The following is a 24,136-nucleotide window of genomic DNA, read 5'->3' on the forward strand; positions in this document are numbered from 1 at the left end:
AGAGGGCTGCCCACTTGCTAGACTAATTTTGAAAAACATATTTCATCAGATGAAATTCATATCGTTCACCCCTGCCCCGGAGGTTGCCCCCATGACCGAGACTCTGCCCGCTGGTTTGACCCTCTCCGCACCCGTTACCCCTGATCAGTCGGGCGTGCTGACGCCGGATGCTCTGGCTTTTGTGGCCGATCTGCACCGCCGATTCAACCCGCGCCGTCTGGAACTTTTGGCGGCCCGTGAAGCGCGGCAACTGCGGCTGGATGCGGGCGAAAAGCCGGACTTCCTGCCCGAAACGGCCCAGGTTCGCGCTGGAGATTGGAAGGTCGTGCCGCCCAAAGCTGACCTGAATGACCGCCGGGTAGAAATTACTGGCCCGGTCGACCGTAAGATGATCATCAACGCGCTGAACAGCGGTGCGAAGGTCTTTATGGCCGATTTTGAGGACGCTTCCAGCCCCAGTTGGGCCAACATGGTGGCGGGCCAGCAGAATCTGGCCGACGCGGTGCGGCGTACGATTACGCTGGAGCAGGGTGGCAAGAGTTACCGCCTCAATGACCAGATCGCCACCTTGCTGGTGCGCCCGCGCGGGTGGCATCTGCCCGAGAAGCATGTGACGGTAGACGGGGAAATCGTCAGTGGCAGCCTGTTCGACTTTGGCCTGTATTTCCTCCACAACGCCGCCGAACTCCTCTCACGGGGCAGCGGGCCGTATTTCTATCTGCCCAAAATGGAATCGCATCTGGAAGCCCGCCTCTGGAACGATGTGTTCAACCACGCCGAAGATACGTTGGGCGTGCCGCGCAGCAGTATCCGGGCCACTTGCCTGATCGAAACGATCTTGGCGGCCTTCGAGATGGACGAGATTTTGTACGAGTTGCGCGAGCATTCGGCGGGCCTGAATTGTGGGCGCTGGGACTACATTTTCAGTATTATCAAGAAGTTCCGTGAAGACCCGGCGATGCTGCTGCCGGGCCGCGCACAGGTGACGATGGAAGCCCACATGATGCGCTCTTATAGCCGCCTCGCCATCCAGACCTGCCACAAGCGCGGCGCACACGCGATTGGCGGTATGAGCGCGTTTATTCCGGTCAAGAACGATGAGGCCGCCAACACCCGCGCCTTCGATCAGGTGCGGCGCGACAAGCAGCGCGAGGCAGGCGACGGCCACGATGGAACGTGGGTGGCGCACCCCGGCATGGTGGCGCTTGCCTGTGAGGTGTTTGACGAACTGATGCCCATGCCCAACCAGATCGGTTCCGCGAAACAGGCCGATTTCGTGGTCACAGCCGCCGATTTGCTGCGGATGCCGGAAGGCGACATCAGCGAGGACGGCCTGCGCCTGAACATCAACGTGGCGCTGCAATACCTGCGGGCGTGGCTGCGCGGGGCGGGCGCGGTACCGATTCACAATCTGATGGAAGACGCCGCCACCGCCGAAATTTCGCGGGCGCAAATCTGGCAGTGGCTGAGGCATGGGGCCACGCTATCGGGTGGTGGACAGGTGACCGAAGCTCTGGTGGAGCGCCTGCTGAACGAGGAATTGGACGCTCTGGGCCGCGAAGAACACGCGCAGGCCGCCGCGCTGTTTCATGAAGTGGCCACCGTGCGCCCGCTGGTGGATTTCCTGACCCTCAGCGGCTACCGTGAACTGGCCTGACCCATGACGGACGCCGACACCGCTCGCCGTCCGGGGCGCACCCGCACGGGCGACACCGAACCTGTGCGCACGCTGGAACGCGGCCTGACCGTGCTGAGAATGCTGGGGCAACATGGCGCCCTCACGCTGGGCGACGCGGCGCGGCACGCGGGCCTGAATGCCAGCACCGCGTATCGTCTGCTGCACACCCTTCAGGCGCAGGGATTCGCACAGGAATCGGCGGGCCTGTGGCAGGTAGGCGTGCAGGCGTTTGCCACCGGGCAAGCTTATCTGGGCGCGGGCGGCCTGATCCCAGCGGCGCGGCCCGAAATGCAAGCCCTCGTGGCCGAACTGGGAGAAACAGTGAATTTGGCTGTCCTGCAAGCGCCTGACGTGGTATACGTGCATCAGGAAGAGGGGCGCGGGCTGATGCGGATGTTTACCCAGATTGGGGCGCGGGTGCCGCTGCACTGCACGGGCGCGGGCAAGGCGCTGCTGGCCTGGCAACCCACCGAGGAAGTGCGCCGCGCCCTAGGGGAGAGGTCGTTTCAGTCCTTTACACCGCACACCCTGACCACGCCTGCCGCCTACCTTGCCGAACTGGAAGGCGTGCGCCGCGCCGGGTACGCGCTGGACAACGAAGAAAGAGAACTGGGCGTGCGCTGCGTGGCCGTGCCAGTGTTGGACAGTGGTGGGCAGACGGTTGCCGCGCTGAGCCTGTCTGCCCCTTCCAGCCGCCTGCCCGATTCCCGCGTTCCTGAGCTGGCCGCCCGCCTGCAACGCGCCAGCAGGAGCATCAGCAAGAGTGGGACAACACGGGACGCTTCCCTTTAGTGAGAGCTTTCTTAAAGCACACCTTAGAGTGTGCATCCTGCCCGCCGCACATCAGGCACGCGTAAGATAGAAAGCCAATGCCGGACCATCCCCGCACCGTGCGGGCGGTGTGATCCTCTGGCCCCACGAAAGGAGCACGTTGACATGGCCTACACACTCCCCCCTCTGCCTTACGCTTACGACGCACTCGAACCCCACATTGATGGGCGCACCATGGAAATCCATCACAGCAAGCACCATCAGGCCTACATCGACAACGCGAACAAGGCGCTGGACGGCACCGAGTTTGCTGACCTGCCCGTAGAAGAACTGATCACCAAGCTGGATCAGGTGCCCGCCGACAAGAAGAACGTGCTGCGAAACAATGCGGGCGGCCACGCCAACCACAGCCTGTTCTGGACGGTGTTGGGCGGCAACGGCAGCGGCCAGCCTACCCCCGAAGTCGCGCAGGCGATCACGGACGCCTTCGGCTCTTTCGACGCTTTCAAAGAGAAGTTTGAAGACGCTGCCAAGACCCGCTTCGGCAGCGGTTGGGCCTGGCTGGTCGTGCAGGGCGGCAAGTTGGCCGTGGTGTCTACCGCCAACCAGGACAGCCCCCTGATGGGTGAAGCCGTGGCTGGCGTCAGTGGCACGCCGATTCTGGGTGTGGATGTGTGGGAACACGCTTACTACCTGAACTACCAGAACAAGCGCCCTGATTACCTCAAGGCCTTCTGGAACGTGGTGAACTGGGACGAAGTCGCCCGCCGCCACGCCGCCGCCCAGTAAGAAACCAGAACGAAAGAGCCGCCCCGTTACGTGGGCGGCTTTTTTAGTGCGCCGATTTCGTGCGGCCAGAGGATGTGCCGAGAGCTATTGCGCGGAAAAATTGATGGCGCTCTGGACAGTCAGGATGCGCTGAAGATCGCGGCCCACACCGCTTTGGCTAATACTGCTTACCGCGTCCCTGAGCCAGTAGGTGCGGCCATCGGAGCTGCTCAGGTTCACGACCACCTGCACGCCGGCTGCGGCCTTTAAGCCCTGTGCGGGGCCGCTGGCAGTCACCTGTGTGCAGCGGCTCCGGGCATCACAGGCTCGGGCCTCCTGTGGCAGTGCGTTCCAGACTCCGCCCGCTGTGACCATATACACGCCCATCACTTTCAGCTTGGGCAACTGCTTTTGCGTGGTCTGCAACCGGACTCGCAAGTTCAAAGTGTTCTGGGTCAATTGAGGAGTGGCGTCCAGCTTCACGGTTCGGCCCGCCAAATTCAGCGTCGTGGGCGCACTCAACAGGTCTCCGGCGCTGGGAGCTGGCGGCGAGGCGAGGCCGCCGCAGGCCACCAACCCAGCGGCGGCGCACAGCAACAGCAGCACCCGCTTCATGCCCCTAGCTTAGCCGAACACGCCGGGAATTGCCGCGAAGTTGCACACCAATAACTCAGAGGTTTGCCCCTGCTCTCTCCCACAACGCATCACCACCCAATGTCGGGGGCCGTTACCACTCTGTCGGCGGGCTGATCGGTAAACAGCGTGTAGGTGAAGGTGTAGGTGCCGGGAATCACGCGGGTCAGCACCAGCGTATCGCCCTCGACGCGGGGATTCACGTTGGCGAGGCTCGGCCCCTGAACGGCAATCGGGCCGCGCACGGCGGGCGTGCCGCTTCCGGTGGGCAGCGGGTCACCGATTCGGACATTTTCGAGCGTGCTGTCTACGGTCAGCACCAGCGTCACCGTGTAGCCTGCCGCGCCGCCCGTCGTCCCAGCCGCACTCTGGGCGCTGGCTTCTACCGTCTTAGCGAGGCTGGCCCGTGCGCCGCCCTGCACGTTGCGGGTCACGTTCGCGCCGCCGGGATTGCGGACGCGGGCTACCCCAGTCGTCCTCAGGTCAATCGGGTCGAGGATCGCTTCGGCGGTGTCGCTGCGGCACACGCGCACGGGGGCTTTCAGGCGCAGGGGTTGTCCGGCGCTGAAGTCTCCGGGCAGTTCCAACGGGTAGTCACTTGTCCAGCCTGTGGGTAGGTTCAGTTTCAGGCGGGCGGGCAGGCGGTAGGGAAACTCGGTTTTGGCGGTGGCTGTCAGTTGGGTCACGTCGCAGGCATTCAGAATGTCAGGCGCGGTAATCAGCGTGATTTCGGTCTTCACGTTGTATTCGATGGTGACGCGGCCCGTGCTGCCGTCTATGACGCGTCCGGCCAGCGGCGGCGTAAAGGTGCTGCCCGGAATGGGTGTGGGCCTGATGGGGTAATCGCCGGGAGCCAGCGGCACAGTGTTGGGCGTGGTGAGGGTACGGCCCGCCACCTCGAAGGGAATCCCGGTCAGCGGAATGCGCTGGGTGCCGTAAATCGCTACGGCGTCAACGGCCAGTTGGCCTTCGGGCGGGCGGGCCACGAAGCGCAGTTTGTTGTACCCGGGCTGGTAGCGAATTTCGGTAGGCGATACCACGTTGCCTGTGCCTTCCAAAATAGTAGAGCTGACCGGCACGTAACCGGGCGGCAACTGCGGGCGCACAGTGGTGTCTCCGACCTGCACGTAGCTCGCGCCGGGAATGGGGCGGCCCTGCGGGTCAACCACATCTACGAGCAGCTGGTTGGCGATTTTGATGTTTCCCGGGGGTGTAAATCCGCCTACACGCGCGAAGATAGGCTGGTCGTTCAGGCGGAAGGAATAGCGGATGGCGTTGGAATACTGCTTGGTGGTGGGCAGCACCCGGATAAACACCTGCCACTCTCCCACCTGATCCGCCGTCACATTAAACTTCTCGGTCACGGTTTTGCCGTTCTCGCTGCTGGTCATGTTCACGCGGCGGCCACCGGGCAAAATAACCCACGTTTCAGCTTCCCGCGCTCCGTCCACGTCGTAGTTCAGAATGCCCACCGTTTTGCCCACCCAGTCGGAAGTGACGGTGAGGCGGGCGGCCAGCAGCGGCGTCTGCTCGGTGTCGCGGGCGTTCACGCTGAAGTCGCTGGTTTCAAGGGAAAATGGGGCCGCAGTTCGCAGGGCAAACGAGTTTTTGCCGTCGCCCCGGCTGCTCACTTTCAGGGTATAGGTGCCTGCCGCGAGACCGCCCGCGTACAGGCTGTCCCACGTGTGCTCGCGGTTCATGCCGTAGCGCCGCTCGGCCACCAGTCCGTTTGGCCCGCTGAGGCTGAACACGCCCTCAAAAACGTCGGTGCGCTTGTACAGTTCATCGCCAAAATAGCCCACGCCGCGCCGTCCGTCCACGTAATCGGCCAAGTTGAAGGTGGGCGAATAGACTTCCAGGCCCAGTGGTTTGCCCGCGTCCTGCGCCGAGACCCGGATGATGTAGGTTTCCTGCGCCTGCGGCCACTTTTCGCCCACCGATACCAGGGGCAAAATGCCGCCCGTTTGGGCCAGCGCGGGGCCACTGACCAGCACAGCGAGCGAGAGGAAAGCGGTAGCAACGGCGGCGCGGCGCACGTTTTGCGGGCGGGAGGGAGAAGGCAACGTATTCACTGCCAGAAATCATACAGCGGTCAGCAACCAAACTGGACAGGGCAGTCTGACCACTGCGGGTGGGGCTGCCGAAACCTCTGCCGAAGCCGCTACCATAGGCGGGTGCTTGCGCGTGCTGTGGCCCACATTTCCGCCTCTGCCCTATCGGGCAACCTGAGCGCCCTGAGTGCGCGGGCGGGCGTGCCCCTGTTGCTGCCCGTCAAGGCCGATGCCTACGGACACGGGCTGGAGTTGGTGGCGCGGGTGGCCGCCCAGCACCTCGCTGTGTGGGGCATGGCTGTTGCCACCCCGCGTGAAGCCGCACAATTAGCTGCCCTGAACACCGGGAAACCCATCTTGCTCCTCACGCCCCCCACGCCCGATGAAGTGGGGCCACTGGCCGATCTGGGGGTGCGCCTGCCCGTCGCGTCTTTGGCCGAGGCCGAAGCCCTGCCCGCCCACGCCCACGCCCATCTGAAGGTCGATACGGGCATGAACCGCCTTGGTGCAAGGCCCGCCGAGGCGGTAGCCATCGGGCAACGCTTAGCCGAACGCGGCCTATTGGAAGGCGCGTACACCCACTTCGCCAGTGCCGATGAGCCGGATTTGAGCTTTGCCCACACGCAGCTAGAGCGGTTCCGGGGCGTGTTGGCGCAGTTGCGACCTCTGCTGGCACACGCTTCTAACGGGGGCGGCATCCTGAGCCTGGGCCAGATACCGGGGATGGGGCTGGCGCGGCCCGGCCTGGCGAGCTACGGCTTCGCGCCCGCGCACCTGCACTCCGTGTTGCCCCTGACCCCCGTGATGACCCTCCGCGCCCGCATTACACACATTCACACCGCCTACCCCGGAGAAAGCGTCAGCTACGGCGGGCTGTGGTATGCCCAGCAAGAAACGCAGGTGGCTACAGTGGGGATTGGCTACGCCGACGGCTACCCGCGCAACGCCACGCTGCGGGCATCGGTGGTGGTGGCTGGAGTGCGCCGCCCTACGCTGGGCCGTATCTGCATGGATCAACTGATGGTAGACGTGACCGGACTGGCGGTGGCGGTAGGCGACTGGGTAGAGCTTTGGGGGCCGGACGCCCTGACCGTGACCGACGTGGCCGAGTGGGGCGGCACGATTGAATATGAGGTGCTGACGGGGCTGGGGGCGCGGGTGGAGCGGGTGGGGGCGGAGTAGTGGAGTCTTTTGCTCTACGCAACGGATTTGCCCTTTGCTTCTTGGTTCGCTCCCACGCTTTTCCCTACCCCCAGCCCTCGCCCCCAAAGGGGTCAGGGGAGTTGGCGCTCCGCTGAGGAGGATTCATCTCGTCGCGTTTAGATCCGGCTAAATCGCTCTCCTGAAGCGGAATTGCCAGTCGTCTTGAACATAAAATTGGCCCGCCCACTGCTTGGACGACGGCCTCACACGCATTCGGGCGGGAACAGTTTAGGGTGGCGGTGTCTGGGGTTTCAGCTCCCTCACCCTTGGCTTGCAAAGCTCCGCAGGAGAGGGGCAGGGCTGGGGACTCGTAGAGCTTCTTGGTCAGAACGGACGCCCATGAGGACGCCTGACCGGTGCGAAGTAGAGGGGTGAGTGAGTGAAGCGATTATCCTGCCCCTCATTCCCCCCGCGCCGCCGCCACACTCGCAAATCCCGCCACGAACAATGCCACCCGCAGCTCGTGAATGAACTGGCGCAACCACGCTTCCACCGCGTCGGCACTCTCCAGCGCAGGCTCTAGCAGCGGTCGGGCGACGGCTACGGCGGTGGCTCCGAGGCTCAGGGCGCGGGCGGCGTCCAGACCAGTGCGAATGCCGCCCGAAGCGATCAGGGGCGTGTGGGGCGCGGCGTGCCTCGCTTCCCGAATGGCCTGCGCGGTAGGCGTACCCAATTCGCACAAATCCGGCGTGATGACCCGGCCATGATGCACGAGCTGTTCTACCCGCGCCCAACTCGTGCCGCCCGCGCCCGCCACGTCGAAGGCGGCGAATCCTGCGCCCCCTACGGCCCGCAACGTGGCCGCGTCCAGCCCGTGTCCGACTTCCTTAAGCACCACTGGGAAATCCAACTCAGGAACAAGTTCAGTCAGCCTTGCCGCCATGCCTGCCCAGCCCGTGTCGCCGCCCGCTTGCAGGGCTTCTTGCAGCGGGTTCACGTGGATGGCCAGCGCATCGGCCCCCACAGCCTGCACAGCGCGGGCGGCTTCGGCAGTGCCATACGCGCCTCTGGTCTGGGTGGGCAAAAACTGGGCGGCTCCCAGATTGCCGATCAGGAGGATGTCAGGGGCCACGCCGCGTACCCCAAAACTGGCCGCCGCCGCCGGGTGTTCCAGCATCACCCGCTGCGAACCCAGCATCATGCCCACGCCGAGGCGCTGCGCCGCCACCGCCAGATTCCGGTTGATCTGCGCGGCCCGTTCTGCTCCGCCTGTCATCGCGCCGATCAGCACGGGAGCCGAGAGGGTGCGGCCCAGCAGCGTCGTTTGCAACTGCACGTCATCTAAATTCAGCCCTGGCAGGGCGCGGTAGGGCCACGCCACCCGCTCCAGCCCGGTGGTTACGCCCGCGTACTGGCTGTCTGGCCGCAAGCAGGCCTCGATGTGCCGCAGCTTGCGCTCCTGAATGCCTGCCGTTCCTGCCTGCCCCTTCTTGGCCTGTTCTGTGCCCCCGCCGACGCCGCTCTTCACGGCCGTAGCCTACCCGCCCAAGCTGCGTGGGGCGGTGGGATTGCCCGCCATAAGTCAGGGCTTAAGGTGTGGCCTGTGTACACGGGGTGTTGACAGTTCGCAAAACCCGCGCTACTATTCCTAAGCGCCGGAAGAAACACCGTCCGGCACGGTTAAAAGCAACCAAAGCACAGTTGACGTGTCCGGTTGAACAACACCAAGGTTGACGCAGGGTAGAGCAGTCCGGTAGCTCGTCGGGCTCATAACCCGGAGGTCGCAGGTTCAAATCCTGTCCCTGCAACCAAAGTAGTGAGAACGAAAATTCCCCGCCGCACGGTGGGGGTTTTTGTTGCCATACGTCTGTCTGCTGTCGTTGCTGTGTGTCGTCTTCAGCGCATCTGGTCGCGCACTGCCGCCAACATTTCTTCAAACTCATCCTGAAAGTCGTCTTCCAGCAGTTCGTCGCGCACCAGTTCGTCTTGCAGCGTCGTGCTTTGTTCCCGCGTCCAGCGTACCCGGGCATTCCGGGCGCTACTTACGTTGCCTTTGCCCGCAATAAACCGTGCCGCGTGCCGCACAGCCTCGCGGGAGTCTTCGGTGGGCGCGATCACGCTGAGGTTCCGCAGGCCGCTGCGGTCATTCACCAACGAGCAGATCACTTCTACACGCTGGCCTTTGCGGGTCAAAAACACCTGATCTACGCGCCACATACTCGTGGCCCGAATCGGTTCCGGCACGGCGCGGGCAGCCTGTCGTCGGCGGGCCACGCTAGGTGTTCTCGCTGCTGGGGATGGGCAACGGGGGAGAGGTGGTCACCGAACTTGCGGCAGCCGGGGTCGCCACTGCATTAATTAGAGCTGCGTTAATTAGAGTCGGGTCAATAACAGCCGGGCCAACTGTAGGCGAGGCGTGAGGCCACTGGCGCACCTGCTCCAGCCCCAACAGCACGCGGCCAACACCCTCTGCGAGTGCCTCTAGCTCCAGTTCTCCCGGCACCACTATTACGGGGGCGATCCAGGCCACGCGCCGTTCTATCCGGTCGACGAGGGCGTCCCAGCGGGCAATGCCGCCAGTCAGTGCTATAGCGTGGGGGCGGCCGGGCAAGGCGGCGCACTGCTCGCCGATCGCTTTACACGCCTGCTGAACAAAGGCGGCGGTGGCGGCCTGCACGGCTGGGTCACTCAGTTCGCGGGCCTCCAAATCCTTCAGGTTGGCACTGCCGGTCAGGGCACGGAATCCCCCTTCTCCAGCCAACAGGCGCAGGGTCGCGGCCTCGCCGTGTTCTCGGGCCAATTTTAGCAGGGCGCGGGTGGGCAGTGGGCCGCCCTGCATGGCTCCCATCGGGCCACCATCGGGGCCAGTGCCTGTCGTGTCTATGGCCCGGCCTCCATCAAAGGCCGTGACGCTGGTCGTTGCGCCCAGATGGGCCACCACGACTCTGGCATCGCCCAGGCGTTTGCCCACCTCATGCGCGGCGCGGCGGGCCACCACACGGGCATTCAGGGTATGAAAACGGGTGGCCCGCGTAACGCCCTGCACCCCAGTAGCGCGGGCTTCGGGCAACAATTCATCCACACTTTGCGGGTCAACGATATACGCTGGAACGCCCCAGACTTCGGCCAACGCCAACGCCAGGGGGCCACCGAAATTGGCAGGCTCCGACGCGCCCTCGCCTTGCAGCGCATACTCGGCCAACTCCGGCGTCACGCGGTAGGTTCCGGCAGGCACTCGCCCGATCAGGCCGCCGCGCCCCACCACCGCGTCTGGTACGGGCCAGTCTGCAGTCAGGGCACGAATCTGGGCATTCAGGTCGGCCAATTGTTCGGAGCTGGGCGGGCCAGTCAGTGGCAGTTCGGCCCGCTCCAGTTCGACCCGCAATTGCCCCGGCAACGCAGAATTCAGGCTAGGTTCGACCCTTGCACACGCCAATTTCACGCTGCTAGACCCCGGATTGATCACATGCGCGATCATAAACGCCACAGCGTAGCATTCCCGCCGCGAATCTGCGCTGTCCTTTGTTGCGTATCAGGGAGAAAGAGGGTTTGGAATCTGATTTTGCTGGTGCAAAACTCCCAGAGCTCTACAAGAGAAGTCGAACTCAAGCGATGAGTGCATCTTTGGAAAGCATTTCTTAACTGTTCATGCTGCCAGACGCGCTATCCAAAGCTTAATCGTCTGGACTAGCCCAATACGGAGGGGGGCCAGAGCAATCTCAGTTCTGGCCCCCCTCCCCCAATCCCACTGCGGTCAGCTGGGTTCGATCAGACCAAAATGTCCGTCGTGGCGGCGGTATACCACGTTGCAGATGTTAGAAGTCATGTTCTTGAACACGTAGAAATCGTGTCCGAGGGCTTCCATCTGGGCCACCGCGTCCTCGGCACTCATGGGGCGCATGTCGAACTTCTTCTGGCGTACGATTTCGGGCACAAATTCGCTCACATCGTCCAGGCCTGCGGCTACGTCGGCTTCGGCCAGGCCGAGTTCGGGGGCAGGAATGGCATCGGTGCGGTGCTTCAGGAAGCGGGTCTTAAATTTGCGGAGTTGTCGCTCCAGCACGTCGCTGGCCTTGTCTATGGCGGCGTACATGTCGGCGTGGTGTTCTTCGGCCCGAATGATGCCGTGTGGCACGTTCAACTGCACTTCAACGCGGTTGCGCCGTCCTGAATCCCGTACTTCTCTGACCGTCAGTGTCACGCGTGCATCGGTGATCTGGTCGCTGTAGCGATCAAGTCGCGTGAGTTTGTCCTCGACGTAATCGCGCATTGCGTCGGTGACTTCAACGTTTCGGCCAGCAAGCTTGTAGATGTGCACGGCTTTCACTCTCCTGTGTCCCGGCAGGGGCGGTAGGTTTTACGGTCTTGCCGGGAGTTCACTGTATACGCCGGGTCAGCCCCTTGTCAGGCGAACAGATCACAGCGCAAACTCATCTGACGGAGTATCTTAATGAGCGGAGAACTCGCCCATGCTGACCCTGATTCCGGTTGCGCCGGAAAGTCGTAGAGTTATGTTTACTGGATGGTATGGCGGGGCAGCGTTGAGCCCGACAGCATCCAGCGATCCGCTGATGCATGAGGACTGGTTGGCGAGCGTTCCATTCACTGCCCCACTCCAGAAATGAGACGGCAGTACTTCCGCCGTCGCTCTGGCCTCCCAACTCTTTACTTTACCAGATCGATCTTGCTGCCATCGGCGGTTTTGTAGCGCACCACGCCCACACTCGGCACAAAATAAGTGAGTTGGGTGCTTTGTTTGCCGCTGCTGGTCAGCACGGTACGAATGACGAGCGCGTTGTAGGGCGTCGTGCCCACCCGCAAGGCCTCGACCCCCGTCACCGTGCTGACCGATTTGAGGCTGCCACTGCTGCTGCTCCAAGTGTGCCCCGGCGTCAGGGGGCCGGGCGGATACACGTTCAGGGGCGGCGTATACCAGGTCACGCGCCCGCCCGCATTCACGCCGCGCAGCCATACGCTGCCGTCGGCGCGGTATTCCATCAGGTCTTGGGTGTACACGGTGCTGCCGTATTGGTGGGTCACAGGAATCACGCGCACGCCCCGGAATACGGCGGGCGCACCCACAATCTGGGTTTCTCCACTGGAATAAGTCCAGCGCAGGCCCGCTTTTTGGGGATAGTACCCGCTGGGTGGGGCCGCGCCCGCACCGGGGGCACAGGTCAACAACAGCATGGAACTCAGGCAGGCGGCGACACGCATCAGGCCCACGCTACGCTGCGCCGCCTCACACAGGTCTGACTGCGGCATGGCTTGTGGGGAGTGGGCGAGGTGTAGGAGCCAGATTTCTCTGCCTTCCCACAGCCCACACGTTCCCCTATTCCTGATCGCGGCCCAGTTCGATGCTGCGGCGGGTGGAGGCGATCACGGCTTTCATCAGGCCGCCGCGCACGCCCGCCTCTTCCAGCGCCTCTAGCCCGGCAATGGTGGTTCCGCCGGGGCTGGCCACTTCGTCTTTGAGCAGGCCGGGATGTGCCCGCTGCTGAAGCAGTTCTCCGGCGGCAACCAACAACTTGGCGGCCAGTTCATTTGCCAGTGGACGGGGCAGCCCCATTCTTACCCCGCCGTCTGCAAGGGCTTCGGCCACCACAGCGGCGTAGGCAGGGCCGCTGGCACTCATGCCCGTAAAGGCGTCGAACAGGTGTTCGGGCAGGTCGTACACGTCTCCCACTGCGCCAAACAGGGTCATGGCAAAGGCCAGGTCTCCGGCATCCTGGGCTTCGCGCGGCCCGGTAATGGCGGTCTGGCTGCGGCCAATGGTGGCGGCCAGATTGGGCATCACGCGCACCACGCGCTTGGTGCCCAGTCGCCGCACCAGCGTTGCTGTACTCACGCCCGCCATCGTGCTGATGTAGCCGGTGTTTTCCTGCGCCAGCCATTCGGTCACTTCGGGGAATACACGGGGTTGCAGGCTGACCAGTACGCGCCCGGCATGGGCCAAGTCTGCCCGCTTGAGCATGCGTGCGCCTGTGCGGGTCGCAATCTCCTGAACACGGGCCGTATTGACATCGAGCAGGCCGATATCGGATGGGGCGATGACGCGCTGGGCGATCACACCTTCGAGCAGGGCGAGGCCGAGTTTGCCGACGCCGACGATGGCAAGCTTCATGGGGCGCAGTATACGGACGGGTCGGCGTGGGCGGGGCAGGCCTGTGCAGCCTAGAAGGGTGCAGAGCCGTACTTGGCACGCTGTGGTCGTCGTTTGCCCCGGATGACAACGTTTGGGAATTAGGGCAAGTCGCTGGTAGGAACCAGTTGTTTCAGCAGCGCAAGAGCCTCGCAGCCAACTGCCTCGAAACCACAACTTTTCAACCGAACTTCAACCTCGGCCAACCCAATTTGAACCGCTGCTCAACTGTCTAGTTCTGCCGAATCCGCACGGGCGCTGCCGTCATCCAGACTCCGCAGCACGCCTTCAAACTGCTCCAGAATGTCGGGATCCAGGTGCGTGCCTGCCATGCGGCGCATCTCGAACAGGGCGTCGTTTTGCGTCCACGATTTTTTGTAAGGGCGCTCGCTGGTCAGCGCGTCGTACACGTCTACGACCGCAAACAGCCGCGCCAACATCGGAATGTTGTGCTGCGCCAAGCCGTCGGGATAGCCGTGCCCGTCCCAGCGTTCGTGGTGGTGGCGCACCACGCTCAGTACTTCGGGCGGCACAAATTCCTGTTCTCTCAGCATTTGCTCGCCAATGGTGACGTGTTGGTGCATCAGCTCGCGCTCCCTCACCGTCAGAGGGCCAGTTTTCAGCAGCACCGCGTCCGGAATGGCAATTTTGCCGAGGTCATGCAGGTATGCGCCCCAGCGCAAGTGTGTCAGTTGGCTGAAATCGAGGTCGAGGTACAGGCCGAGTTTCAGGGCCAGTTCGGTCACGCGGTCAGTATGTCCCTTGGTCTCGTAGCTGCGGTATTCCAGCACCGTGCCCAGCACCCGGAAGGCCTGCTCGCGGGTATGGGCCAGGGTTCGCAGGGCCACATAGCGTTCGGCAGCGCTGCCCACCCGCTGCGCGAGCAGAGCCAATAGGCCGGGTGTTTCGGGGGCGGGGCTGGCTCCTTCGCGGGTGTCGAGCAGTGCCAGGACGCCGGTGGTGCGCCCCGACGAAAAAATGGGCGTCAGCAGGGCGCTGGTCAGCGGAAGCGGCAACATCGGATGCGGGGCACTCAGCAGCAGTTGTTCGCCGCCGCTGGCTACACTTTGCAACATGCCCTGCGGCACAGTCAGTTGCTCTTGACCCACCTGCACAATAGAGGTCAGGTCTGCCGCGCCGCCTTCCGAACCCCGCGTGGTCTGCACCGTCAGGTAGGTGCCCGACTGTGCCCCCGTTCGGCTGGTCAGATGGGTCAGTCCGCGTTGGGCCAGCGTATACGGAATATCGGTTTCCCCTAAACTCCGCAGCAAACTCAGCGCAGTCAGGTGTCCATCTGAGCCCGAACCGGGCAGGTCGCCCAGCAAGCTCTGGAGGTGCGCGGGATGTTGGGCGGCTTCCAATAACGCCTTCCATGCGTCCGGGTTAGGGTGTGAAGGCCAATACGGACACTGGAAGACCCATGCCCCAGCCAGAGGCCCAGCCGCCCGCAGCGGCACAACAAGGGTGGCCTGACGCGCCGCCGACCGCCCGAAAGCCAGCACGAACGGCGTGGGATCGTGTCCCGCTGCCAACCGCCGCACCAAGACACTCCCGATCAGACCGTCTAGATTGGCCGGACTGAGGGTGCCCAACTGAACCGGGCAAAATGCTTGGGCTGGCCGCTGAGAATCGGGCGTTGACGACGGCTCTGCCCGCTGCACCGTAATCAGCGCCGCGCCTCTGGCCCCTACCAGCCGCATGGCCGAATGCAGAGGGGCGTCGGGTGGCGCGTCGTGGGTGGCGAGGGCCAGCAGATCGCGGTGCAGCACGCTGCTGAGGTGGGCCGCCCGATCCCGTCGCTCGGCTTGGCACTGGGCGCGGGCCTGGGCGGCCAGCAATGCCAGCACGGGCAGGGCCGCCCATGGTTCCGGCTCTGCCGACGAAACAGCGGTCTTTGTTCCAGCTGCGGCCAGAGGGTTCCTCACCGAGAGACAACCTATCGGGGTGCCGTCTGGGGCGTAGATCAGCTCGGAGAAGTGGTGGGCTTCGGAGCCGTCTAATGCGGCCTCGTAAGCCGCGTTCCGCGCTGTGTGCAGCATCACTCCGTCGCTGAGATGGACTTGTGCCCCGGTACCCTGCGCCTGCCAGAAGGCCACCACTGCCGCCAATGCATCCGGCAAGGGCAGGGCCAGCCAGCCCAGCATGGGGGCAGGAGTCGCCACCGGAGACGCTGCCAAGGCCTTGGGCGGGGGCATCGCAGCTTGGGCAGAAGGCCAGCGCAGCGTCAAATACACGGGTTGCATGCGGGGGTGGCGCTTGTCTCTGGGGGCGGCTGTGTTGATGGAGGCCGTGTTGACAGAGGCTTCGGCACTGCCCAGCCCAGCTTCCCCGGACGGCTGCTCCCCCGACGGCTGCTGACCAAACCGCTGCTGAATAGGGCCGCTGAAATACAGATCGGCGGTGGCCGTGCGGCGCTGCTGACCCGGCCACCTCACACCCGCCGGGGCCGCACCAGACAGCCGGGCATGCCCAGTCAGTCGGGCCGCCGTCAGGTGTCGTTCGCGGATACAGGGCAGCCAGGCCAGCGCCGCCCGCAACTTGTCTGGGGACGCCGACTCGACCGACAATTGCCCATCAGGATGAAGGCACAGCCTCGCCTTGCCGGGTGCGAACTGCCACGCCACCTCACCTCTGGTGGGCTGGCCCACACCGGAATCTGCCACAACAGCATTCGCCCCGGCTGGCGCGTGCGATGTGGTGCAGCTGTCGTTCAAATCATCCCCCAGATCATTGCTTGCTCTCTTCTAACCACGGGAGGGCGAGGCTATTCCTGAGTGTAAAGCTAAACTCCGGATTTCAAAAGACTGTTGGAAATTTGCTGGTCAGGGTCTTGGCGTGTGGATGTCCCAGCAGCGTCTTGATCTTGAAAGGGCAACCTAACGTAGAAGGGCCTTAATTGACCCACCGAATAGTAAATCTACACCGTACTCGTCCTGGGTGAGGTAAAGCGTCCCAGCCAACCAGGCGGGTCAGCCGCTACACTCTGGCCTATGTTGGTGTACCACTTGCCCGGAACCTTTGAAACCCGCGAAGCCCACCTCGATCTGCTGTGGGAGGCGGGAGCCACGGGCCTGGAAGAACGCGCCGGACTGATCCGCGCCTATTTTGACGCCCAGAGCGAACTGCATCCCGATATTTCGGACGGCGAGTGGCAAGAGGAAGCCGAACAGGACTGGCAAGCCGAGTTTCGCCGCACCTTGCGTCCGGTCAAGGCAGGCCGCCTGACGATTGTGCCCCCGTGGTTGGTGCACGAAGTCGGGGATGGGCAGTTGCCGCTGATTATCGAACCCGGCATGGCCTTTGGCACAGGCCACCACGCGACCACGCGCATGGCTGTAGAAGCCCTCTCGGAACTGGACTTGGACGGATTGCGGGTGCTGGACGTGGGCACAGGCAGCGGCGTGCTGGCGATCGCCGCCGCGTTGCTGGGTGCAGACCACGCGGTAGGCGTGGACATCGACCCCATCACCATTCCGATTGCCCGCGAAAACGCCGAGATCAACAGTGTGCCCGCCGGACGCAGCCGCTTCGAGGAAGGCTCGCTGGGGTTGGGCAGCCCAGATGGAGAGGATGCCAATTGGCAAGGCGAGCCGTTTGATGTGCTGGTCGCCAACCTCTATGCCGAACTGCACGACCTGTTGGCCGGGGAATACGCCGCGCACTTGCGGGGGGGTGGGCCACTGATCCTGACCGGAATTCTGACGAATAAGCTGCCGCTGGTGCGTGAAGCCTTAGACCGGGAAGGCTTTGAGGCCGTGCAGGTGCGGGACGACGGTGAATGGGTGCTGCTGACGGCCCGCGCTCCCGCCGCAAGGTGACTGTGCGGATCACGACTGTGCGAATCAAGGTAGACGCCCTGACGCCCACCATCTTGCTTGGCCCGCGTGAAGCGCGGCATGTGCTGGTCTTGCGCCTGCAATCCGGCGACAGCCTGCGCGTGTTTGATGGGCAAGGGAACGAGGCCGAAGCCACCCTGACCGACCTGACCGAACTGGGCGCGGTGCTGACCCTGGGCGCGGGCGTGCAGGCCACCGCCGAAACGCCGCAGCCCGTCACACTCGCTATTGCGCTCCTCAAGGGCGACAAGCTCAGCGACGTGACCCGCGCCGCCACCGAACTGGGCGTGGCCCGCATTCAACTGCTGATTACGCGCCATGCCGACGCCCGCGAAATCGGCACGCAAAAGCTGCTGCGCCTGCGCCGGGTGGCCGAAGAAGCCAGCAAACAATCCCGCCGCGCGGTGACGCCCGAAGTGCTGGAGCCTGTCCCTCTGGCCGAGCTCGTCTGGTCGGGCACGCTCTTTCTGGCCCATCCCGGCAGCCGTGCCCGAATTGCCGACCACCTGGATTGGCAAGTGCCCGTCACGGTGCTGACTGGGCCAGAAGGCGGGTTTTCTGACCCCGAAGTGTCGCAGTTGCAGGAGCGTGGGGCAGTGTCGGTGACGCTTGGCCCCCGGATTCTGCGGGCCGAAACCGCGCCGATTGCGCTGCTGGGGGCCATTGTTGCGACGGGGGTTTGAGGGGCCAGGAAGGGCGTCTAAGGGACCAAAGGTCGAGGGTCTAAGGTATTGGGGCGAGTGCGTTTGCTGGTGACATTTCAGTTCTGAAAAGAGCGAAGACAAGGACTTGGGAGTCCGTTGGAATCCTTTCCTTAGTTCCTTAGACGCTCGACCCTGAGATGCCCTTTCCGCACCCCTGACGCCGCCCTCACCGTCCCTCTGGTATCCTGCGCCTCATGAAGCTCGTGCTGGCTGTTATTCAAGACGCAGACGCCTCTGCGCTGGTTCGGGTGCTGTCCGAGAACGCCTTTGAAGTGACGAAACTCGCCAGCACCGGCGGATTCCTGCGCGAAGGCAACACCACCCTCATGATCGGCGTGACCGATGAGCGGCTGGCCGATTTAAAACGGCATGTGCAGCAGACCTGCCGCGCCCGCACCCGTCTCGTGACCCCCGGCGTACCGATGGGCGAGCAGAACGAGGGCCTGGTCAGCGACCCGGTAGAAGTACCTGTGGGCGGCGCAGTCATGTTCGTGATGGGTGTGCAGGAGTTCGTCAAGGTTTAAAGCTGAAGAGTTACACCACGCCGAGTGCTTCTAATTCTGACCGCAGCTGTTCGGCACTCTCGTATTTCACGGCGTGCATGCCTACCGCGCGTGCTGCCTCGGCATTCTGGGCGCGGTCATCGATCATCACCGCTTGCTCTGGCCGCACGCCTGCCAAGTCCAGTGCGGTGCGGTAAATGGTGGGGCTGGGTTTCATCATGCCTAGGTAGCAGGAGGTAAAAAATCCTAACAGGAAGGCGTCCAGCTCGAACGTGGCGACGCGGTAGGCGTTGAGGTCGCGGCCCTCGTTGTTCAGTGAATACTGGCGGTAACGGCCTGCCAGACCGCGGGCCAGAGCCAGTGTTTCCGGGTGTGGCTGACTCTGCTGGTGCATCGCCTCACGGAAGGTGTCGGGCGAGAAGTCGCGGGGCGTGCAAAACACGGTCTGGGCCAGGTACGCCTCCAGATCCATGCGTCCCAGTTCCAGTTCGGGCGCGGCCAGCTTGTGCCGCTCGGCAAAATCGGTGGCGTCCAGACCGTAACGTGCCACCACGCCTGCCCGTTGCTCTCTGTCCCAGCCGTTGGTCAGCAGCACGCCGCCGATGTCCCAGAAGATGGTGGTGATGCGGGGAGTGGGAAGGGTCATGGCCGTCAGCCTAGCGTCTGTTCTGAAGAGTTGGGGGCACACAAAAAAGCCGGGGGTTGGCCCCAGCTTTCTGCATCAGCTTTGAGTTGGTTGCTTTAGGCGTCCAGCCCGCCATCGGCCAGGTGCAACTTCTCGGCCACTGCCATCAGGGAGGGGCGCTGGGCTTCGGGCAGGGTATGGGCGTACTGTTCCACCTGCGCGGCTATAGGTGGAAGGGAGGCGTTGGCTTCGGTGGTCATGCCCGCTTGCAGCAGTTCGGCCAGTTTGCCCAGTTGGGCGGCCAGCATTTTGGCGGGGGCGGGTTCCTCGGCAGCCAGAGTAGACTGCGCGGCCAACAGTTGCGGCACGGCGGTCTGGACATCAATTTGCTCTGCGCCGCCCGTCAAAAGGGCCAGTGTCGAAGTCAGGGAATCGGTCATAGGTGCAGAAGACCGCATCGGCAGGGGACACACGGTAGGACTGCCCCCCTTCTGAAGTGTGGGTAAAGGTTGGGTCAGCGCGGCGTGGAGCTTGACGAGAAGGAGTCGTTTCGTCAACTGCAATGGTCACTCCTTAGTAGAGGACTGCTGTTCGTGCTGAGGAGTGACCGTCACTCTTCACGTTCAGAATCCTCTCTGCGCCTCCGCCAGGTGTTGCGATTGGCTATCGGAACCATCTGCATGAAGCCGTCCCTTTCTAGTTGTCCCAGTGCCGCCAAAGTTATCGCCACCGGTTCAGGTGTACCCGGCCACTGTATCCACCATTGATGTATATCCTCCACAGTATCCGCGCTTTCGGGTTGCGCGTTCACATAGTTGATAATTTCGTTACTTGCAAAACGAACCAAATCTTCTTCCACATCAATCTTCTGGAGTGACTCTTCAGCACGAGTTGAAACATCAATTTATGCTCACTGGCCTTGTCAATCTGGCTTGAATTGAATTATCTAGTCTGCCAGGACATTACTTCGTGTCGTACCAGTTCGGCCCCACGCCCACTTCTACGGCCAGCGGCACGCTCAGGTGCGCGGCCCCCTCCATCACGCGCTGGGTCAGGGCGGCCACTTCGTCGGCGCAATCTTCAGGGGCTTCGATCAACAGTTCATCGTGAACTTGCAGTAGCAGGCGTGCGCCCATCGCCTCCAGCTGTGCGTCCAGTTGCACCATCGCCACCTTGATGATGTCGGCAGCCGTGCCCTGAATCGGCATGTTGTAGGCCAGCCGTTCCCCGGCCTCACGCAGGGTACGGTTGGTGGCGTTCAGCTCCGGCACGTAGCGGCGGCGGCCATACAGCGTCTCCACGTAGCCTTTCTCGCGGCCCTCTGCCAGCGTCGTGTCGATGTACTGGCGAATGCCCGGATAGGTGCTGAAATAGGTGTCGATGAACCCGGCGGCCTCGGCGTAGGGAATAGCCAGATCGTTAGACAGGCGGTGGGCGCTCATGCCGTACAGCACGCCAAAGTTAACGGTTTTGGCAGCGCGGCGCTGGTTGGCGGTAATGGTGGTTTCATCCAGTCCCAGCACCTGCGCGGCGGTGCGGCGGTGAATATCCGCGCCTTCCAGAAAGGCCTGCTGCATCAGCTTATCGCCCGAAATATGGGCCAGCAGGCGCAACTCAATCTGCGAGTAATCCGCGCTGATCAGGCAAAAGCCCTCGTCGGCAATAAAACCTTTGCGAATCTCGCGCCCCGTTTCGGAGCGGATGGGGATATTTTGCAGATTCGGATTCAGGCTGCTCAGACGGCCCGTGGCGGCCACCGTCTGGGCAAACGTGGTGTGCAGGCGGCCCGTGCGGGCATTCACCAGCTTGGGCAGCGGTTCCAGATACGTGCCGCGCAGTTTTTCCAGCTCGCGGTATTCCAAGAGCGCCGGAATAATCGGGTGCTCGTTTCTCAGCGGTTCCAGCGCACTGATGGCGGTGGTGCGCTTGCCCGTCAGTTTGGTTTTCTTGCCGCTTGCCAGTCCAAGTTCGTCGTACAGCACGGCTTCCAGCTGGTCGCGGCTGCGAATAGGGAAGACCCGGCCCGCGTGGGTGTGAATCTCGCCCTCCAGGCGGGCAATTTTGGCAGACGTGGCATCAGCCAGCCCACGAATATAGGCGCTGTCCAGCCGCACGCCGCGCACTTCCATGCGGGTCAGCACGGCGGCGAGCGGTACCTCCATTTCGTCGTAGAGCTTGCGGCGGGGTTCATCCAGCATAGGCGGCAATACTTCCAGCAGTCGGTGGGTAATCGCGGCGCGGCCAGCGGCTTCGGAGGGCCAGAGCGTGCCCAGATAACGCTGGCTCACGGCGGGCATGGCGGTGTTGGCGGGGTCAAGCAGGTACGCCATCAGCAGCGGGTCGGCCCCCGGTTCCACCTTCAGTCCGCGCACGTTCAGATGGGCGGCGAGTGCCTTGGCTCCGGCGGCCGTCACGGTGCGCTGCCCGATGAATTCGGCCTCGCTGACGGTCGCCGGGAACTGAATCGCCAGCTTCTGCGCGGCCTTGTCGGCGTCACGTTGGGCTTTTTCGGCGGCCTTCTGCTGCGTCTTGGTCAGGGGTGCAGCAGCTTCGGCACCGTCTGGCACGTCGTCGAACAGGCCGCCGGGTGCGGGCGCGGTGCTGGCTGTCTCCCGCTGCGGCTCGATCAGGGGGGCCACCCGCGCCAGCTTGCCGTCAAAGGTCGCCGCCGCCGTCAGTTCAGCGGTCAGGTCATCTTCCCGTGACAGCACGTAACCCCAGGTCACGCTCTGGGCGGGCGTTTTCCACTCAGCCAATGCGGGTGCTTCAAAACTGGCGGTGTCTTCGCGGGGCGTTTGCGCCTGTGGAGAGGAGCCGGGCGCACTTTTACTTTTGGCCATAAACGGTTCGGCCCCCGGCCCGCCCGTGCCGCCGATCATGGCCGCGATATCGCGTTTCAGGGTGTGCAATTCCAATTCATCCAGCAGCACTTCCAGCTGCACCGGGTCGCCGGGAAGCCTTCCTACACCCAATTCCAAGTCTAGCGGCAGGTCGGTGACCATGCACGACAGCTGATGACTGAAGGCCACGTCTGCTTCAGAGGCGATCAGCTTTTCCCGCGTGCCTTTGGGTTCCAATGTGCCCGCTTTGGCGGCAGCCATCACCGCGTCCAGCGTGCCGTATTCCTGAAGTAGTTTGGAAGCCGTTTTCGGCCCGATGCCCTTGGCCCCCGGAATATTGTCACTGGCGTCTCCGGTCAGAGCACGGTAGTCCACCCATTGCCGCACGGTCACGCCGTATTTTTCCAGCACCTCGGCAGGCCCGACGAGGGAAAAGTCGTTGCTGATCACGCGCACGCTGTCGTCGAGCAGTTGGTAGGCGTCGCGGTCACTGGTCACGATCCGCACCTGAAAGCCCCGGCCCTCGGCCATGCGCGTAATTGAGGCGATCACGTCGTCGGCCTCGTAACCGGGTTCCTCTAGCCTCGGAAAGCCGATGGCGTCCACGATGGCGCGAATCCGGTTGATCTGGCCGGGCAGGTCGGTGGGCGTAGCGGCGCGGCCCGACTTGTACCCCTCAAACTGCTCGTGCCGGAAGGTCTTGACGGGCGGATCGAACACGATGATGACCTGATTGTTGGCCTGCCTCGCCAGCCTCAGCGTCATTTTCAGGAATCCGACGATGGCGTTGGTCGCCTCGCCCTTGCTGTTGTTCAGCGGCGGCACCGCGAAATAAGACCGGAAGGCCAGCGCGTGCCCGTCTATCAGCACCAGCGTATTCGGATTTGCTTTGGACTGCCCCCCGTTCGGGGCATCGTCGGTGGGGGTCGTCATGCGGGCATTCTCTCATACGAAGGCCGCTGCGCCGCTTAAAAAGGATTGCGGAAGCTGCCGGAGTTGCGGGGCAAACAGAGAACGTGGATCGTGGTTTGGCTTTCCCCACGATCCACTCTCCTGTTTTTACGGTTTTACGCTCCTGCCGCGTTGCCCCGCTCTTCCACCACTGCGGCCAGAATCTTCGCCACTTCATGAATCTCGGTTTCGTCCGGGCCTTCCACCATCACGCGGATCAGGTTCTCGGTTCCGCTGGGGCGCAGATTCACGCGGCCACGCCCGTTCAGGCGGGTTTCTGCTACGGCAACGGCGGCCAGCACGTGCGCGTCGGCGGCCAGTGCCTTCTTGTCTTTCACACGCACATTCACCAGCGTCTGAGGGAACATCACCAGTTCGTCGTGCAGGGCGTCCAGTGTGGTGTTCAGCTTGCGCATGCTCGCCAGAGTCAGCAGGGCGGTCAGCACGCCGTCTCCGGTGGGCGACACATCCAGAAACAGCACATGCCCGCTCTGCTCGCCGCCCAAAGTCAGGTGTTGCCCGTGCAGTCTCTCGTGGACGTAGCGGTCGCCAACGGCGGTGCGCTCCAGCGGAATGCCCGCCTCGCCCAGTTTCACTTCCAGCGCCATGTTGGTCATGATGGTGGCCACCACAGCCTTGTCGCCGCGTGCGCGGGCATTCAGCAGCAGCATATGGTCGCCGTGCACCACGTTGCCACGAGAATCGATCATCAGGGCGCGGTCGGCGTCACCGTCGAAAGCCACGCCGAGGTCGTACTTCCCCTCACGCACAATTTGTTGAAGGTGGGCCATGTGCGTACTGCCACATTCGCGGTTGATGTTGCGGCCATCGGGCGTGGTGTACACGGCGAACACGTCGGCTCCAGCGGCCTGAAACACCTTCGGGCCAACCCGGAAGGCGGCCCCGTTGGCGCAGTCCATCGCCACCCGCAGCCCGGTCAGGTCGGGCGCGTGAGACTTCAGGTAATTCACGTAGAGGCGCTCGGCTTCCGTGTAGTTGGTCACGCTGCCCAGCGCGATGCCCGTGACGGGGGCAAACGAAGCCACCTCGTCTATCGCGGCTTCGATTTCATGCTCGGTGGTGTCGCTCAGCTTCTGACCGTCGCGCCCGAAAAACTTGATGCCGTTGTCTTCGTAGGGATTGTGGCTGGCGCTGATCACCACGCCTGCATCGGCCTTCAGGTGGCGCGTGAGGTAGCTGACGCCCGGTGTCGGCAGCACCCCCACATGGATCACCGTGACGCCCCGGCTGGTCAGGCCCGCCGCGAGTGCGGCTTCCAACATATCCCCGCTCTGGCGCGTGTCTTTGCCGATCACCACGCTGCCTTTGCCGCCTGACGCCCGTTGCAGCACCTCTCCGGCGGCGGCTCCCAGCGCCATCACCCAGGCTGCCGTCAACGGAAATTCGCCCGCTACAGCACGCACGCCATCTGTTCCAAAATACTTGCGGTCACTCATAGTCGGGACATCATACGCCCCTGAGTGTCATGAG

21 protein-coding genes and 1 tRNA gene are annotated in these 24,136 nt (G+C 63.4%); 8 read left to right on the top strand and 14 right to left on the bottom strand.

All coding sequences use genetic code 11. The features are described from left to right. Positions 1-91: 91 nt before the first annotated feature. The 3 genes from aceB (at position 92) to sodA (ending at position 3,238) form a co-directional block, all read left to right on the top strand. On the top strand, positions 92-1,657 hold the full coding sequence (gene aceB, locus M1R55_RS11845) for a malate synthase A (protein ID WP_249391962.1): 1,566 nt from the start codon (positions 92-94) through the stop codon (positions 1,655-1,657). A 3-nt stretch (positions 1,658-1,660) separates the two neighbouring features. After that, positions 1,661-2,470, top strand: a complete 810-nt coding sequence (locus M1R55_RS11850) for an IclR family transcriptional regulator (RefSeq protein WP_249391963.1) — start codon at positions 1,661-1,663, stop codon at positions 2,468-2,470. Between the two features lie 144 nt (positions 2,471-2,614). Then, positions 2,615-3,238, top strand: coding sequence for a superoxide dismutase [Mn] (sodA, locus tag M1R55_RS11855; protein ID WP_249391964.1), 624 nt, complete (start codon positions 2,615-2,617; stop codon positions 3,236-3,238). Positions 3,239-3,322: 84 nt separating this feature from the next. Here the strand turns inward: sodA and M1R55_RS11860 are convergent, their stop codons facing one another. Together M1R55_RS11860 and M1R55_RS11865 are read right to left on the bottom strand one after the other, a co-directional pair. Then, on the bottom strand, positions 3,323-3,832 hold the full coding sequence (locus tag M1R55_RS11860) for a hypothetical protein (RefSeq protein WP_249391965.1): 510 nt from the start codon (positions 3,830-3,832) through the stop codon (positions 3,323-3,325). Positions 3,833-3,921: 89 nt separating this feature from the next. Beyond that, positions 3,922-5,922 (bottom strand): hypothetical protein, encoded by a 2,001-nt coding sequence (locus M1R55_RS11865; protein ID WP_249391966.1) that lies wholly within the window; start codon positions 5,920-5,922, stop codon positions 3,922-3,924. A gap of 102 nt (positions 5,923-6,024) precedes the next feature. Here M1R55_RS11865 and alr point away from each other — a divergent pair, with 102 nt between their 5' ends. Then, the gene (gene alr, locus M1R55_RS11870; RefSeq protein WP_249391967.1) at positions 6,025-7,083 is read left to right on the top strand and encodes an alanine racemase; all 1,059 of its coding nucleotides are present in this window, start codon (positions 6,025-6,027) and stop codon (positions 7,081-7,083) included. Positions 7,084-7,504: 421 nt separating this feature from the next. Here the strand turns inward: alr and fni are convergent, their stop codons facing one another. Continuing rightward, the gene (gene fni, locus M1R55_RS11875) at positions 7,505-8,572 is read right to left on the bottom strand and encodes a type 2 isopentenyl-diphosphate Delta-isomerase (RefSeq protein WP_249391968.1); all 1,068 of its coding nucleotides are present in this window, start codon (positions 8,570-8,572) and stop codon (positions 7,505-7,507) included. Between the two features lie 206 nt (positions 8,573-8,778). On the opposite strand from fni, the gene M1R55_RS11880 reads away from it, so the two are divergent. Next, positions 8,779-8,855 (top strand) — tRNA-Met (locus M1R55_RS11880). A gap of 85 nt (positions 8,856-8,940) precedes the next feature. Here M1R55_RS11880 and M1R55_RS11885 read toward each other — a convergent pair. The 6 genes from M1R55_RS11885 to M1R55_RS11910 form a co-directional block, all read right to left on the bottom strand. After that, the gene (locus tag M1R55_RS11885) at positions 8,941-9,261 is read right to left on the bottom strand and encodes a hypothetical protein (RefSeq protein ID WP_249394199.1); all 321 of its coding nucleotides are present in this window, start codon (positions 9,259-9,261) and stop codon (positions 8,941-8,943) included. A gap of 58 nt (positions 9,262-9,319) precedes the next feature. Next, complete coding sequence (locus M1R55_RS11890) at positions 9,320-10,522, bottom strand: butyrate kinase (protein WP_249391969.1); 1,203 nt, start codon at positions 10,520-10,522, stop codon at positions 9,320-9,322. 276 nt (positions 10,523-10,798) lie between these two features. Beyond that, complete coding sequence (gene hpf / locus M1R55_RS11895) at positions 10,799-11,362, bottom strand: ribosome hibernation-promoting factor, HPF/YfiA family (protein WP_249394200.1); 564 nt, start codon at positions 11,360-11,362, stop codon at positions 10,799-10,801. Between the two features lie 347 nt (positions 11,363-11,709). Beyond that, positions 11,710-12,309 carry a hypothetical protein gene (locus tag M1R55_RS11900; protein WP_249391970.1) on the bottom strand — a complete coding sequence of 200 codons (600 nt, stop codon included), beginning with the start codon at positions 12,307-12,309 and terminating at the stop codon, positions 11,710-11,712. A gap of 67 nt (positions 12,310-12,376) precedes the next feature. Then, a complete protein-coding gene (gene proC, locus M1R55_RS11905; RefSeq protein ID WP_249391971.1) occupies positions 12,377-13,168 on the bottom strand; it encodes a pyrroline-5-carboxylate reductase in 792 nt (263 codons plus the stop codon). A 242-nt stretch (positions 13,169-13,410) separates the two neighbouring features. Next, positions 13,411-15,849, bottom strand: coding sequence for an HD-GYP domain-containing protein (locus M1R55_RS11910; protein ID WP_249391972.1), 2,439 nt, complete (start codon positions 15,847-15,849; stop codon positions 13,411-13,413). Between the two features lie 327 nt (positions 15,850-16,176). On the opposite strand from M1R55_RS11910, the gene M1R55_RS11915 reads away from it, so the two are divergent. From M1R55_RS11915 to M1R55_RS11925, 3 genes are all read left to right on the top strand, one after another. Next, positions 16,177-17,004, top strand: coding sequence for a 50S ribosomal protein L11 methyltransferase (locus M1R55_RS11915; protein ID WP_249391973.1), 828 nt, complete (start codon positions 16,177-16,179; stop codon positions 17,002-17,004). Beyond that, a complete protein-coding gene (locus M1R55_RS11920) occupies positions 16,965-17,705 on the top strand; it encodes a 16S rRNA (uracil(1498)-N(3))-methyltransferase (protein WP_249391974.1) in 741 nt (246 codons plus the stop codon). The genes M1R55_RS11915 and M1R55_RS11920 overlap by 40 nt, the downstream gene beginning before the upstream one ends. Before the next feature lie 215 nt (positions 17,706-17,920). Beyond that, positions 17,921-18,250, top strand: coding sequence for a cyclic-di-AMP receptor (locus M1R55_RS11925; RefSeq protein WP_019010649.1), 330 nt, complete (start codon positions 17,921-17,923; stop codon positions 18,248-18,250). Between the two features lie 10 nt (positions 18,251-18,260). On the opposite strand, the gene M1R55_RS11930 is transcribed toward M1R55_RS11925, so the two are convergent. The 5 genes from M1R55_RS11930 to glmM all read right to left on the bottom strand — a co-directional run bounded on the left by M1R55_RS11930 (position 18,261) and on the right by glmM (position 24,102). Further along, complete coding sequence (locus tag M1R55_RS11930) at positions 18,261-18,875, bottom strand: HAD family phosphatase (RefSeq protein WP_249391975.1); 615 nt, start codon at positions 18,873-18,875, stop codon at positions 18,261-18,263. 95 nt (positions 18,876-18,970) lie between these two features. Continuing rightward, positions 18,971-19,294, bottom strand: coding sequence for a hypothetical protein (locus M1R55_RS11935; protein ID WP_249391976.1), 324 nt, complete (start codon positions 19,292-19,294; stop codon positions 18,971-18,973). Between the two features lie 170 nt (positions 19,295-19,464). Then, complete coding sequence (locus tag M1R55_RS11940) at positions 19,465-19,713, bottom strand: hypothetical protein (protein ID WP_249391977.1); 249 nt, start codon at positions 19,711-19,713, stop codon at positions 19,465-19,467. Between the two features lie 103 nt (positions 19,714-19,816). Further along, entirely contained in the window at positions 19,817-22,627 is a 2,811-nt protein-coding gene (polA, locus tag M1R55_RS11945) for a DNA polymerase I (RefSeq protein ID WP_249391978.1), read from the bottom strand. Positions 22,628-22,761: 134 nt separating this feature from the next. Next, positions 22,762-24,102, bottom strand: coding sequence for a phosphoglucosamine mutase (gene glmM, locus M1R55_RS11950; protein ID WP_249391979.1), 1,341 nt, complete (start codon positions 24,100-24,102; stop codon positions 22,762-22,764). Positions 24,103-24,136 lie beyond the last annotated feature (34 nt).

Source organism: Deinococcus sp. QL22 (assembly GCF_023370075.1).
Taxonomy (GTDB): Bacteria; Deinococcota; Deinococci; order Deinococcales; family Deinococcaceae; genus Deinococcus.